Source organism: Kineococcus rubinsiae (assembly GCF_011839805.1).
GTDB lineage: Bacteria > Actinomycetota > Actinomycetes > Actinomycetales > Kineococcaceae > Kineococcus > Kineococcus rubinsiae.
The window spans coordinates 21,954-34,416 of sequence record NZ_VWPY01000045.1 but is presented as its reverse complement, the minus strand read 5'-3'; the positions used below and the strand labels follow the sequence as shown (position 1 = coordinate 34,416).

The 12,463-nt window shown below is 76.2% G+C and carries 17 protein-coding genes; 9 read left to right on the top strand and 8 right to left on the bottom strand.

Annotation, left to right across the window (positions count from 1 at the left end):
- The coding region (locus F1544_RS17775; RefSeq protein WP_167587465.1) for a helix-turn-helix domain-containing protein at window positions 1-378 on the top strand (378 nt) is incomplete at its 5' end.
- Window positions 379-390: 12 nt separating this feature from the next.
- Here F1544_RS17775 and F1544_RS17770 read toward each other — a convergent pair.
- Complete coding sequence (locus tag F1544_RS17770) at window positions 391-768, bottom strand: MerR family transcriptional regulator (RefSeq protein WP_167587464.1); 378 nt, start codon at window positions 766-768, stop codon at window positions 391-393.
- 121 nt (window positions 769-889) lie between these two features.
- Here F1544_RS17770 and F1544_RS17765 point away from each other — a divergent pair, with 121 nt between their 5' ends.
- The 3 genes from F1544_RS17765 (at window position 890) to F1544_RS17755 (ending at window position 3,144) form a co-directional block, all read left to right on the top strand.
- The gene (locus F1544_RS17765; RefSeq protein WP_167587463.1) at window positions 890-1,600 is read left to right on the top strand and encodes an SDR family oxidoreductase; all 711 of its coding nucleotides are present in this window, start codon (window positions 890-892) and stop codon (window positions 1,598-1,600) included.
- A gap of 61 nt (window positions 1,601-1,661) precedes the next feature.
- Window positions 1,662-2,225, top strand: coding sequence for a mycothiol transferase (locus F1544_RS17760; protein WP_167587462.1), 564 nt, complete (start codon window positions 1,662-1,664; stop codon window positions 2,223-2,225).
- Window positions 2,226-2,376: 151 nt separating this feature from the next.
- Window positions 2,377-3,144, top strand: a complete 768-nt coding sequence (locus tag F1544_RS17755; RefSeq protein WP_167587461.1) for a hypothetical protein — start codon at window positions 2,377-2,379, stop codon at window positions 3,142-3,144.
- Window positions 3,145-3,185: 41 nt separating this feature from the next.
- Here the strand turns inward: F1544_RS17755 and pdxH are convergent, their stop codons facing one another.
- Complete coding sequence (gene pdxH / locus F1544_RS17750) at window positions 3,186-3,863, bottom strand: pyridoxamine 5'-phosphate oxidase (RefSeq protein ID WP_167587460.1); 678 nt, start codon at window positions 3,861-3,863, stop codon at window positions 3,186-3,188.
- A gap of 106 nt (window positions 3,864-3,969) precedes the next feature.
- Between pdxH and F1544_RS17745 the strand changes: the two genes are divergently transcribed.
- The 3 genes from F1544_RS17745 (at window position 3,970) to F1544_RS17735 (ending at window position 6,203) form a co-directional block, all read left to right on the top strand.
- Entirely contained in the window at window positions 3,970-4,890 is a 921-nt protein-coding gene (locus F1544_RS17745) for an alpha/beta hydrolase fold domain-containing protein (RefSeq protein WP_167587459.1), read from the top strand.
- 9 nt (window positions 4,891-4,899) lie between these two features.
- A complete protein-coding gene (locus F1544_RS17740; protein ID WP_167587458.1) occupies window positions 4,900-5,331 on the top strand; it encodes a GNAT family N-acetyltransferase in 432 nt (143 codons plus the stop codon).
- Window positions 5,332-5,396: 65 nt separating this feature from the next.
- Complete coding sequence (locus F1544_RS17735; protein WP_167587457.1) at window positions 5,397-6,203, top strand: sugar phosphate isomerase/epimerase family protein; 807 nt, start codon at window positions 5,397-5,399, stop codon at window positions 6,201-6,203.
- An 18-nt stretch (window positions 6,204-6,221) separates the two neighbouring features.
- Here the strand turns inward: F1544_RS17735 and rbsD are convergent, their stop codons facing one another.
- The 3 genes from rbsD to F1544_RS17720 all read right to left on the bottom strand — a co-directional run bounded on the left by rbsD (window position 6,222) and on the right by F1544_RS17720 (window position 7,382).
- On the bottom strand, window positions 6,222-6,611 hold the full coding sequence (rbsD, locus tag F1544_RS17730; RefSeq protein WP_167587456.1) for a D-ribose pyranase: 390 nt from the start codon (window positions 6,609-6,611) through the stop codon (window positions 6,222-6,224).
- An 87-nt stretch (window positions 6,612-6,698) separates the two neighbouring features.
- The gene (locus F1544_RS17725; RefSeq protein WP_167587455.1) at window positions 6,699-7,139 is read right to left on the bottom strand and encodes a DUF1810 domain-containing protein; all 441 of its coding nucleotides are present in this window, start codon (window positions 7,137-7,139) and stop codon (window positions 6,699-6,701) included.
- Between the two features lie 99 nt (window positions 7,140-7,238).
- Window positions 7,239-7,382 carry an Rv0909 family putative TA system antitoxin gene (locus F1544_RS17720; protein ID WP_167587454.1) on the bottom strand — a complete coding sequence of 48 codons (144 nt, stop codon included), beginning with the start codon at window positions 7,380-7,382 and terminating at the stop codon, window positions 7,239-7,241.
- 117 nt (window positions 7,383-7,499) lie between these two features.
- On the opposite strand from F1544_RS17720, the gene serC reads away from it, so the two are divergent.
- Window positions 7,500-8,648 (top strand): phosphoserine transaminase, encoded by a 1,149-nt coding sequence (gene serC, locus F1544_RS17715; RefSeq protein WP_167587453.1) that lies wholly within the window; start codon window positions 7,500-7,502, stop codon window positions 8,646-8,648.
- Between the two features lie 110 nt (window positions 8,649-8,758).
- A complete protein-coding gene (locus tag F1544_RS17710) occupies window positions 8,759-9,058 on the top strand; it encodes a DUF1540 domain-containing protein (RefSeq protein ID WP_167587452.1) in 300 nt (99 codons plus the stop codon).
- A 6-nt stretch (window positions 9,059-9,064) separates the two neighbouring features.
- Here F1544_RS17710 and F1544_RS17705 read toward each other — a convergent pair whose 3' ends face one another.
- From F1544_RS17705 to F1544_RS17695, 3 genes are read right to left on the bottom strand one after another with little or no spacing between them, the layout of a single operon-like run.
- Complete coding sequence (locus F1544_RS17705) at window positions 9,065-10,291, bottom strand: class I SAM-dependent methyltransferase (RefSeq protein WP_167587451.1); 1,227 nt, start codon at window positions 10,289-10,291, stop codon at window positions 9,065-9,067.
- Between the two features lie 47 nt (window positions 10,292-10,338).
- A complete protein-coding gene (locus tag F1544_RS17700; RefSeq protein WP_308470154.1) occupies window positions 10,339-11,655 on the bottom strand; it encodes an MFS transporter in 1,317 nt (438 codons plus the stop codon).
- The gene (locus F1544_RS17695) at window positions 11,652-12,158 is read right to left on the bottom strand and encodes a MarR family winged helix-turn-helix transcriptional regulator (RefSeq protein WP_308470153.1); all 507 of its coding nucleotides are present in this window, start codon (window positions 12,156-12,158) and stop codon (window positions 11,652-11,654) included. The genes F1544_RS17700 and F1544_RS17695 overlap by 4 nt, the downstream gene beginning before the upstream one ends.
- Window positions 12,159-12,463: the final 305 nt, after the last annotated feature.

Genomic DNA, 12,463 nt, shown 5'->3' with positions numbered 1-12,463 from the left:
GTGCGCGCGGCCGAGCAGGTGGCCGCCGCGCTGCCCCCGGGCCCCGGCGGCCCGCGCGGCCTCGCGGACGTCGCGCTGGGGGTGGCCGCCCACCAGCTCGGCGCGCTGCGGGAGGAGGTGGCGCGCGACGTGCTGCGCGACCTGCTGGCCGTGCCGGTGCCCGAGCGCGAGCGGCTGCTCGAGGCGCTGCAGGTGTTCGCGGCGACCGGGTCGGTCGCGGAGACCGCCGAGCGGTTGTTCTGCCACCGCAACACCGTGCTGAACCGCCTGCGGCGCACCGCGGAGCTGACGGGTCACGAGCCGACGGTGCCGGACCAGGCGGCCGTGCTGCTGCTGGCGGTCACGGCCTGGCGCCAGCTCGAGGCCGCCGGCGCCTGACGGCCGGGCCCCTCAGGTGTCGAGGGGACCGGAGACGGTGCAGGTGTGCGCGGGGTCGGTGGCCGCGACGATGACCTCGTCGAGCCGCTCGCGGGCCGCCGTCAGCGCGTGCACCTGGGCGTCGATGCGGGCGCGCTCGGCGAGCAGGTGCTCGACCACGTCGGGGGTCGACGTCCCCGACTCCACGCAGGGCAGCAGCCGCACGATGCTCGCGCTGCTCAGGCCCGCGCTGTAGAGCAGCTGGATGAGCTGCACGCGCTCGACGGCGGCGGGGGAGTAGCGGCGCTGCCCGGACGGGCTGCGCTGCGCCGGCAGCAGCTGCTGCTCCTCGTAGTAGCGCAGCGCCCGGACGCTGACCCCCGACCGCTCGGCGACCTCACCGATGCGCACCGCGCCACCCCCGTTCCGCTCTCAGCAGAGGACTTGCCTCTGACGTCAACGTGAGGTCCTAGCGTACCTGGAGCACGGCCGGGGGGATCAGCCCCCAGGCCCCGCACCACCAGGAGAAGACGTGCAGATCGCCGGTTCGACCGCTCTCGTCACGGGCGCCAACCGCGGCCTCGGCCGCCACTTCGCCCTCGCGCTGCTCGAGCGCGGCGCGGCGAAGGTCTACGCCACGTCCCGCAACCCCGGCGCCGTCGACCTGCCGGGCGTCGAGGTGCTGGCCCTCGACATCACCGACCCCGCCTCCGTCGCCGCGGCCGCCGCCGCGGCGGGCGACGTCACGCTGCTCGTGAACAACGCGGGCATCAGCCTCGCGGAGGACCTCGTCGCGGGGGACCTGGCCGTGGTCCGGGCCGAGCTCGACACCCACCTCTGGGGCACCCTCGACGTGGTCCGCGCCTTCGCTCCCGTCCTGCAGCGCAACGGGGGTGGCGCGATCGCCAACGTCCTGTCCGCGCTGTCGTGGTTCTCCTTCCCCGGCGCCGGCTCCTACAGCGTCGCCAAGGCCGCCGAGTGGGCGATGACGAACAGCGTGCGCCTGGAGCTCGCGCCGCAGGGGACCCAGGTCGTCGGGATCCACCTCGGTGCGGCCGACACGGACATGATGGCCGGCTACGACGGGCCCAAGACCGCGCCGTCGGAGGTCGTGCGGGCCGCGCTCGACGGGGTCGAGGCCGGCCGTGTCGAGGTCGTCGTCGACGACTGGAGCGAGATGGTCAAGGCGAGCCTGGCCAAGGACCCCGCGGAGTTCTACGCGGCGCACCTCGGCGCCGCCTAGGGTTCGCAACGGGGTGCGCCGGTCCCTCCCGCGGGAGGCCGGCGCGCCCTAGCGTGGCGGCATGACCGAGACCGGGCCGGACGCGACGCCGTGGGAACCCCCGATCGCCGGGACGGAGGCCGAGCAGCTGCTCGGGGCGCTGGACCGGTTGCGAGCCACGTTCCGCTGGAAGGCCGACGGCCTGCACGCGGACGGGCTGCAGGCCCGCACCGGTGCGTCGGCCCTGACCCTGGGCGGGCTGCTGAAGCACCTCGCGCTCGTCGAGGACCACGCGAGCACCGTGAAGCTGACGGGTGCGCCGCTGGGCGCGCCGTGGGCCGGTGCGGAGGACGAGGACGAGTTCGAGACCGCGGCCGCGCACTCCCCGCAGACCCTCTACGCCCTCTACGACGGTGCGCTGGAACGCTCGCGCGGCCGGTTCGCGGAGGTCCTGCGCGACAGTGACCTCGGGGTGCCGGTGCCGATGGCGACGCCTGCGGGGGAGCACGCGAGCGCCCGCCGCCTCGTGTGCGACCTCCTCGAGGAGTACGGCCGCCACACCGGGCACGCCGACCTGCTGCGCGAGGCCGTCGACGGGCGCGTCGGCGAGGACCCGCCGCCCGGCTGGCGCCCGGCCGCCGGCTGAGACCTCCGTCGCGCGGAGAAGCGGGCACGGTGGACCGGGAACGGGGAACCGGGGACGTTCCGCCGGGAGGCCGCGTCTCCTCTGCCGCCCTAGGCTCGCCGCCGAGTCCGCCGCCGCCCCGGGGGCGACCGGAGCAGACAGGGAGCGACCCGTGGCCAGGAACCCGGCCGTCACCGACGAGCAGCTCACGCGGGCCCTCGGGATCTACGCCGGCATGGTCGGCCACGTCCTCGGCGACCCGGGCCGGTGGCTCGGCGTCGACGACGACCCGCCGCCCTCCGCAACCTTCCCGCGGCGGGCCGCCGACGCCGTGCGCGACCGTGCGCTGGGGAAGACGCGTCCCGGCTCCCGGGAGTGGGCGGCCCAGCCGCTGCAGCGCCGCGTCGACTGGTGGGTGACGCGCATCGGGATCAGTGCCGGGCTCGCGGCCGCGGCGCCCCGCTTCGCCGGGGCCCTGAGCGACCGCGTTCCGCTGCAGGCCGCCCTCGGCGCCTCGGCGGCCGGGCTGGCCGTCTGCGCGACGGCGCGCGAGCACGGGCGGACGGCGCCCGCGGACTGGGTGCCGCTGCTGGCCGAGGTCCTCTTCGAGCGCAAGCTGCCGCGGGCTGCCGACGCCGTCCCCGCGGACGGGGAGGCCGCCCGCCGGCTGGAGGCGAGCGACGAGGACGGCGCCGCCGCCGCCGACGACTCCGCCGACGACGGGGGCCGGCTCGCGGGCGCCCAGCGGGCGGCCCGCACCGTCTGGCGGCTCGCGCGGGCCCTGCTGGGGGTCACGGCGCTGCTGGACGAGCGCCCGCGCGGCGGGTTCCTCCCGCGCGTGATCGGCAAGCTGCCCGTCGTCGGGGTCGCGGGCGGGTGGCTCGACGAGCGCTCCGGCATCCGCAAGGCGTCCCGCGAGACGGCGGCCCTGCTGCGCTAGCCCGGCGGGCGGAGACGGAGCGCCGGGGAGGCCGCGGGGGATCAGGGCTGGCGGCGCTCCACGCTCCAGGCCGGCGCGGCGTCCAGCGGCGCGGGCGCGCCCGGCCGGTCGGTGCGGAACACCAGGCGGTCGTGCAGCCGGGACGCCCGGCCCTGCCAGAACTCGACCTCCCACGCCTGCACGAGGTAGCCGCCCCAGTGCGGGGGCGTCGGGACGTCGGTGGCCGAGCCGGTGTCGGGCCAGCGCCGCCGGAGCTCCGCCTCGCGCTCGTGCAGGACCGCGGCCGAGGCGACGGGTTCGGACTGCTCGCTGACCCAGGCCCCGATGCGGGAGCCGTAGGGGCGTGAGACGAAGTACGCGTCGGTCTCGGCGCGCTCCACGGGAGCCGCGCTGCCCCGCACGGAGACCTGGCGCTGCATGCCGACCCAGCCGAACAGCAGGGCGACCCGCGGGTCGCCCGCGATGGCGCGGGCCTTGCGCGAGAGCTGGTTGGTGTAGAAGACGAAACCCCGGCCGTCCACGGCCTTCAGCAGCACCGTGCGGGCGGACGGGCCCTCCGGCGACGCGGTCGCGACCGTCATCGCGTTGGGTTCGGCGACCGCCGCCTCGACCGCCGCGGAGTACCAGCGCGAGAACTGCTCCAGGGGCGTGGCCGCGAGGTCCGCCTCCTCGAAGGGGGTGTCGGAGTAGTCGACGCGGCGCTGCGAGGGGTCTTCCACCCCCGCAGCGTAGGCGGCGCCCGCGCGGCAGCGCCGGGGGACCGGCGGTCCCGCCGGAGGACCGGCGGTCCCGCCGGGGCGTCCGCGCCGCCGTAGGGTTCCGCCCGTGCCGCCCGGGCTGGACCACCCCGAGGACCCGCGCCTGCTGCCGCTCGTCGCGGAGTCGCGGGCGTTCTACGCGCAGCGGGGCGCCCGCCGGGGGCCCGGGACCCTCACGGAGCTCGCCGCGGTGCGGGCGGCGGCCGGGACGCCGGACCCCGCACCCGTCGAGGTCCTGGAGCTCGAGGGCCACCGCGTCCCGGTCCGGGTGCACGCACCGTCGCGCGGCAGGCCCCGCGCGGTGGTGCTGGACGTCCACGGCGGGGGCTTCCTGCTCGGCTCGACGGCGGGCGACGACCGGCGCCACCGGCGCCTGGCGGACGCGCTCGGCGTCGTCGTGGTCGGCGTGGAGCACCGCCTCGCCCCCGAGCACCCGTGGCCCGCGGCCGCCGACGACTGCGAGGTCGTGGCGCGCTGGCTGCTGCGGCAGGCCGGGGAGCGCTTCGGGACGACGGCCCTCGCCCTCGCGGGCCTCTCCTCGGGTGCGACGCTCGCCCTGACCACGCTGCTGCGGCTGCGCGACCGGGGGCTCTCCGCCGTGCGCGGCGCCGTCCTGCACTGCGGCACCTACGACCTCAGCGGCCGGACCCCCGCCGGGCGCCTGATCGCCGGTGAGTTCTTCCTCGACGCCTACGCCGGCCCGGCCGCGGACCGCACCCACCCGGACCTCTCGCCGGGCTTCGCGGAGTTCGCCGGCCTGCCGCCCGTGCTCCTGGTCGTGGGGGCCGACGACGTGCTGCTCGAGGACAACCGCGCGGTGGCGGGACGGCTCGTGGCGGCCGGGGTCGACGTCGACCTGGCCGTCTACCCCGCGTCGCCGCACGCCTTCACCCAGCACCCGACCCCGATGGCCCGCGCGGCGCTCGACGACGCGGACGCGTGGCTCGCGCGGCGGCTCGGGCCTGCCGCCGCCGGTCCGCCCTCCTAGCCTGGCGGCGTGGACATCAGCTACCGCTGGCGCGGTGCGGTCACCAACGCGGCGCTGAACGCCCTGCACGCCGAGGGTTTCGGGCACCCGGTCGGGGCGGAGGACGTCGTGTCCCGCCTGCAGCGCCACAGCCTGGGCTGGGTGTGCGCGACGGCCGGGACGGACGCGGACCTCGTCGGGTTCGTCAACGTCGCGTGGGACGGCGGGACGCACGCGTTCCTCCTGGACACCCTCGTCGCCGCCGCCCACCGTCGCCGGGGGATCGGCCGCGCGCTCGTGGCGGCGGCGGCCGAGCAGGCGCGCGAGGCCGGCTGCGCGTGGCTGCACGTCGACTTCGAGGCGCCCCTGCGCGACTTCTACGTGCGCTCGTGCGGGTTCAGCCCCACGTCGGCGGGGCTCGTGGCCCTCTGGGGCGCGCCGGGGCGCGACGCGGTTCGTTGACCCCCGGCCCGCGGGCGTGGGACAGTGCCGGAAAGCGCATTCCCACGACGCGACGGAGCGAACCGATGGACGCCGGGCGCCTCAGCCTGAACCAGATCACCGTGAACTCCCTCAGCCTGGAGCAGGCCGTCGACGCCTGCGGCCGGCACGGGATCGGGGGGATCGCCCTGTGGCGCGACAAGATCGCCGCGGCGGGGCTGGAGCGGTCGGTGCGGCTGGTGCGCGACGCCGGGCTGCGCGTCACGAGCGTCTGCCGCGGCGGGATGTTCACCGACCCGGCGGCGACGCCCGCGCAGGTGCTGGCGGACAACCGCCGCGCCGTGGAGGAGGCCGCGGCCCTGGGGGCCGACGTCCTCGTCCTCGTCTGCGGGCCGTTGACGGACACGGACCTCCCCGGGGCCCGCCGGCGGGTGCGCGACGGGATCGAGGCGCTGCTGCCCCACGCGGCGGCCGCGGGTGTCCGCCTCGGCATCGAACCGCTGCACCCCATGATGATCAGCGTCCGCTCGGTCGTGGTCTCGCTGCGCCAGGCGCTCGACCTCGTCGAGGAGTTCGACGACGAGCACCTCGGCGTGGTGGTCGACGCCTACCACGTGTGGTGGGACCCGGACCTGGCCGCGCAGCTCGTCCGCGCCCGGGGCCGCGTGCTCGGCTACCACGTGTCGGACTGGAAGCCCGCGACCACCGACCTGCTGCTGGACCGCGTCGTCATGGGCGACGGCCTCATCGACCTGCCGTGGCTGTCCGCGCGCGTCGCCGAGACGGGGTTCACCGGCGGCGTCGAGGTCGAGGTCCTCAGCTCCGCCCTCTGGCGGGAGGACCCGGACGAGCTGCTCGTGCGGGTGCGCCGGGGGTTCGCGGACGCGGTCTGACCGGCGCGGCCGGGCGGTTCACGCGAACGGCACGCCGGAGCGGAGCAGGACGTTCGCGTAGGGCGTCGCCTCGCCCGTCCGCACCACGAACCGGCACGCCGCCGTGCGCCGCTTGAACTCCTCGTGGTCCACCCGCTCGACGTCGCAGCCGGCCGCGACGACGGCGGCCAGGGCGGCGGGGTTCCGCTCGATCTGCGTGGCCACGCACGCGGCCTCCACGACGACCTCGGCGAGCACGAGGCCGAGGACGTGGGCGAACCCCGGGACGCCGTAGCTCACCCCGAGGTCGACGACGGGGATCCCCGCCGCGACCGGCAGGCCGGAGTCGGACACCGCGAAGGAGTCGGTGTGCCGCAGCGCCGTGAGGCGCCCCAGCAGCTCCGCGTGGACGAGACCGGAGCGCCTCACGCCCGGACCGCGGTCGTCGCGCGGGCGGTGCGGGGACGCGGCGTCGGGGAGGTCACCCCGCAAGGGTGGCAGACGACTGGGCGCCCGTCAGGACGAGGTCGACCAGAGCACCCGGATGGTCGTGGCGTCCGGCTCGTCGCCGTAGAACCGCCGCAGGACCTCCTCGAAGAGCGCCGCGTCGGGCGTCCCGGCGGCGGCGTGGGCGAAGAGGGTGGCGCAGGAGCGCAGCTTCACCGCGTCGACGGCCCCGAGCACGGCCACGGCGTCGGTGCTGCCGTCGTCGAGCAGGGCCCGGGTGCACTCGCGCAGGCGGTCGCCCAGGACGGGGTGGGCGAGGTAGGCGCGCGCCTCCTCCAGCCCCTGCACCGCGTAGCGGCGGGCCGTCTCGCTGCGGCCCAGACCCGCCAGCTGCGGGAACACGAACCACATCCAGTGCGAGGTCTTGCGCCCGGCCCGCAGCTCGGTGAGGGCCTGGTCGTAGGTGCCGCCGGCGTCCTGCGCGGCGACGAAGCGGTCGAGGTCGCTCATGCCGCCACCCTCCCGCGCCGCCCCGGCGGGCGCAGCCCGGACGCAGGACGCGCCCGGGACCACGAGGGTCCCGGGCGCGTCGTCCGCGGTGAGCTCAGCTCACTCGCCGATCTTCTTGTCGGCCATGTCCTCGGCCTTGTCGATCTGGTCGCCGTGGCCGCCGGCCTTCTTCTCGGCGGCGTCGCCGGCCTTCTCGATGCCGGCGTCGCTGGCCTTCTCCGTGATGTCGTCCAGACCGGGCATGGTGATCTCCTGTCGTCGAGCGTCCGCGGGACCTCGCGGCCCCACGGGCGCCAGTCTCGGACCGCCGCGCTCCCCGCGCGACCGGAGCCGGCCGGGCGGGTGCGAGAGGATCGCCGGGTGAGCACCGCGAAGCCCCCTGCCCTCACCCTGCCGGCCCACCTGCTGCCCGCCGACGGGCGCTTCGGCTCCGGGCCCAGCAAGGTGCGCCCGGAGCAGGTCGACGCGCTGCTGCGCGCGGGCCGGACCGTGCTGGGCACGTCCCACCGCCAGGCGCCGGTCCGGACGCTGGTGCGGCGCGTGCGGGAGGGGCTGGCGCAGCTGTTCGCGCTGCCCGCGGGCTACGAGGTGGTCCTGGGCAACGGGGGCAGCACGGCGTTCTGGGACGTCGCGACCCTGGGCCTGGTGCGGGAGCGGTCCCAGCACCTGGTGCTGGGGGAGTTCTCCTCGAAGTTCGCGCAGGCCGTCGCGGCGGCCCCGTTCCTCGCCGACCCGGTCGTCGTGCGCGCCGAACCCGGTGCGCTGCCGCGCCTCGGGGAGGTCGCGCCCGGGGTGGACGTCGTCGCCTGGCCGCACAACGAGACCTCCACGGGCGTGATGGCCCCCGTCGTGCGGCCCGCGGCGGGTCCCGGCGAGGCGCCGCTGGTCGTGGTCGACGGCACGTCCGCCGCGGGCGGGGTCCTCCTCGACGTGACGCAGACCGACGCCTACTACTTCGCTCCGCAGAAGTCGTTCGCCTCCGACGGCGGGCTGTGGATCGCGCTGCTGTCGCCCGCGGCGCTGGCGCGGGCGCAGGAGCTGCGCGCCACCGCGCGCTGGGTCCCGGCCTCGCTCGACCTGACGATCGCGGTGGAGAACTCCGCGAAGGACCAGACCTACAACACCCCGGCCGTCGCGACGCTCGTCATGCTCGCCGACCAGGTCGAGTGGCTGCTGGCGCGCGGGGGCCTGCGCTGGGCCGCGGCCCGCACCGCGGAATCCGCCGGGATCGTCTACGACTGGGCGCTCGCGCGGCCCTGGGCGGCGCCCTTCGTCGCCGAGGCGGCGGCGCGCAGCCAGGTCGTGGCGACGGTCGACCTCGACCCCTCGGTCGACGCCGTCGTCGTGCAGGAGGTGCTGCGGGAGAACGGGATCGTCGACGTCTTCCCCTACCGCAGCCTGGGCCGCAACCAGCTGCGCATCGGCCTGTTCCCCGCCGTCGACCCCGCCGACGTGCGGGCGCTCACGGCCTGCGTCGACCACGTCGTCGAGCAGCTCAGGAGAGGCTGACCTCATTCCCGGAAAGAGGTGAGGAATGCCTTTCCTGGCCTTCCCGGAAACCGTTCAGGGAAGGCATTCCTGCCTAGCGCGACCCGGTTCTCGCAGGGCATGCTCCCCGCATGGCCACCGTGAACCTCGACCTCACCCCCATCCACCAGTGCTCCGTCAGCGGGTGCACGTTCAACGCGGACGTGTCCTGCCACGCCCCGGCGATCACCGTCGGGGACCACGGTGCGAACCACTGCGCCACGTTCCTCGGCTCGCCCACCAAGCGCTCGACGTCGCCCGCGGGCCACGTCGGGGCCTGCCAGCTCTCCGACTGCACCCACAACGCGGACCTCACGTGCACCGCGTCGACCATCGAGGTCGGCACCGCCGCCAACGGCGAGACCGAGTGCCTCACCTACGCGGCGGCCTGAGCGGTCTCAGGCGGTAGCGCCGAGGCCCGTCCGCACGGCCGCCAGCTCCGGCGCGAGCATGCGGGCGAGGGCGGGTTCGACGCCCCACGCCGCGGTGAGCTCGTCGAACTCGGCGAGCAGCTCCGGGCGCGGTGCGGACCCGGTCCGGACGGCGCGCAGCAGCGCGTTGCGCGGGGTGTGCCGCGAGTCGACGAACTCCACCACCTCGACCCGGTAGCCCAGCAGCTGCAGCACGAGCGAGCGCAGGGCGTCGGTGAGGACGTCCGCGAAGCGCTCGCGCAGGATCGCGTGCCGCACGAGCGGGCCCGCGGCCGCCGGGCCGCCGGTCCCCTCCACGATCTGCCGCTGCACGTCGTGGTGGCAGCACGGGGCGGCGAGCACGACCGGGGCCTGCCAGCGCACGGCGCGCGCCAGGGCCTCGTCGGTCGCGGTGTCGCACGCGTGCAGGGCGAGGACGACGTCCGGCGCCTCGCCGTCGAACGGCTCGGCCGCGGCGATGGTCCCGGTCGCGAACGCCAGACCGCCCAGCTCGGCCTCCTCGGCCAGCCCGCGGCTGCGCGCGACGACGTCGTCGCGCACGTCCACGCCCACGGTGCGCAGGGTCCGGCCGTCCTGCGCCGCCCGGCCCGCGAGCCAGCGGTGGGCCGCGAAGGTCAGGTAGGCGTTGCCGCAGCCCAGGTCGACCGCGCGCAGCTCGCGCTCCGGGCCGGCCTCGAGGGCCCGGGGGGCCAGCGGCGCGAGCTGGCGGACGAAGGCGTCCACCTGCCGCCGCTTGTCGCCGCCGGCGCCCAGGACGCGGAACAGCGGGTCCTCGGGGTCCACCAGCCGCTGCTTGGGGCGGTCGTGCGCCTGCGGCCCGGCCGGTTCCACGCCCCGGCGGCTCGTGGCGGAGCGGTGCAGCTGCGCCTCGCCCTTCTTGGTGACCCGCAGCTGCACGACCTCGGTGGCGGTCTCCACGTGCAGGTTGCCGAAGGGCTGGGCGAGCAGCTCGTCGACCGCCGCGGCGGCCTCCTCGCCCAGGGGGGCGTTGCGCGTGCTGACGACGGGCCCGGTGCGGGAGACGAGCTGCAGGTGCGGGCCCGAGCGCAGCGCGACGGGCCGGACCTCGACGCGCTCGGCCGCGGGCGCCTCGACCCCGCGGCGCCGGCCGGCGGCCACGGCGCGCACGAGGTGCTCGGCGTCCAGGAGCAGGGTGCGGACGTCGGCGAGGGCGGCGGGCAGGTCGGACGGCACGGCACCATCATCCGCCCGTCGCGCGGGTGCCTGCTCCACCCGCTGCGTCAGGCCGCGGCGACGTCCCGCTCGTCGCGGCCCGCGGCGGGCACCACGCTCAGGTGGGGGGTGCCGCGGAGCTGGTAGCGGACGCGGACCCGCGTGCGGCGCATCAGGTAGGCCCCGGCGACGAGCGCCACGGCGATCGAGGGGATCGACCCCGCGAGGATCGACCAGGGCGCGCCGAACTCCGTGCCGATCCACCCGACGACGGGCCCGCCGACGACCGTCCCGCCCTGCATGAGCGCCATGTACATCGCCATCACCCGTCCGCGCATCGCGGGATCGGTGCTGATCTGCACGGTGGCGTTCGCGGCCGTCATGAGCGTCAGCGACGACAGCCCCATGGGGACCAGCATCACGACGTAGAGCCAGTAGTTCGGCATGAGCGCGCCCAGCGCCCCGAACACCCCGAAGGCGACGGCCGCGCCGAACACCAGCCGGAACCGCGGCCGCTCCCGGCGCGCGGCGACGAGGGCGCCGGCGAGGGAACCCATCGCCATGATGGTTCCGGCGAGGCCGAACTCCCACGAGCTGCGCTGGAAGTGGACGCTGACCATGAGGGCGCTGGTCAGCTGGAAGTTCAGGCCGAACGTCCCGACGATCCCGACGACCGCGAAGATCGCCAGCAGGTCCGGGCGCTGCCGGACGTAGCGGACGCCGTCGATCATCCGGCCGGTCCCCTTGGCGGGCTTGGGCTTGCGCACCGGGGCGACCGCGGGCCGCATCATGTGCAGCGTCGTCAGCGGGGCGATGAACGTCAGCGCGTTGATGAGGAACAGCGGCCCGGTGCCGATGGCCGCGATGAGGACGCCGGCGAGGCCGGGGCCGACGAGGCGGGCCGCGTTGAACGAGGCCGAGTTCAGGCCGACCGCGTTGGGCAGGTCCTCGCGGGGCACGAGCTCCGAGACGAACGTCTGCCGCACCGGCCCGTCGATCGCGGACGCGCAGCCCAGCAGGACCGCGAACACGTAGACGTGCCAGAGCTCCGCGCGCCCGGAGAGCACGAGCGCCCCGAGGGCCACCCCGAGCAGCGCCATGGTCACCTGCGTCGCCATGAGGACCCGGCGCTTGGGGAACCGGTCGGCGATGACCCCGGCGAGGGGGGCCAGCAGCAGGATGGGGCCGAACTGCAGGCCGGTGGTGATGCCGCCGGCCGTCCCGGACCCGTCGGTCAGGACCTTGATGACGAGCCAGTCCTGCGCGACGCGCTGCATCCACGTGCCGGTGTTGCTGACGACGGCGCCCGTCGCCCACAGCCGGTAGTCGCGGTGGCGCAGCGAGCGGAACGTCGGGTTGGCGACGATGCGGGAGCCCACGCTCACGCGGAGATCACCGTCCGCAGGATCGAGGAGGCCTCGGCGAGGACCGCGCGCTGGGCGGGGGTCAGCTCGGCGAGGCGGAGGCTCAGCCAGGCGGCGCGCCGGCGGCGGGTCTCCTCGACGGTGCGCAGGCCGGCGTCGCTCGCGGAGATCAGCACCTGGCGGCCGTCGACGGGGTGGTCGGTGCGGTCGACGAGGCCGGCGTCGGCGAGGACCGCGATCGTCCGGGTCATCGACGGCGGGCGGACGTGCTCGGCCTCGGCCAGCTCCCCGGGCGTGCGCGGGCCGTTGACGACGAGGTGGGCGAGCACCGAGAACTGGCCGTCGGAGAGCTCGTCGTTGCTCTTCATCGCCCGCAGCTTCCGCGCGGTCCGCAGCAGCGAGATGCGCAGCTCGACGGCGAGCGGCTCGACCTCGCCGTCGAGGGCCGGGGCGGGGCCCAGGTCGGGGTCCGCGGACGTCGTCGCAGCGGCGGGGGAGGGGGCGGGGGAGGTCTCGGGTGGCACACCTCGAGGGTAGTCGTTAGCTCAGCTAATGACCAGCGGCAACCACTTCTGCGCCCTCACCCGAACGGGCGCAGGCCCACCCGCCCGCGGCGACCGCCCGACGGGCCACGACTACCGTTCTTGCCCTACGCGGCGTTACAGTCACTTACGCTTAGTGATGTACGACCGCCCGTTCGGACCAGGTCGGCGACGCCGGAGGTGGCAGGTGCAGGCACGGCTGGACCACGTGCCCCACCCGCCCGGGCGGGCGCGGACCGCACGGCAGGACGACACGCCCCGGGCGACCGGGTCGGCCGGGGCAGACC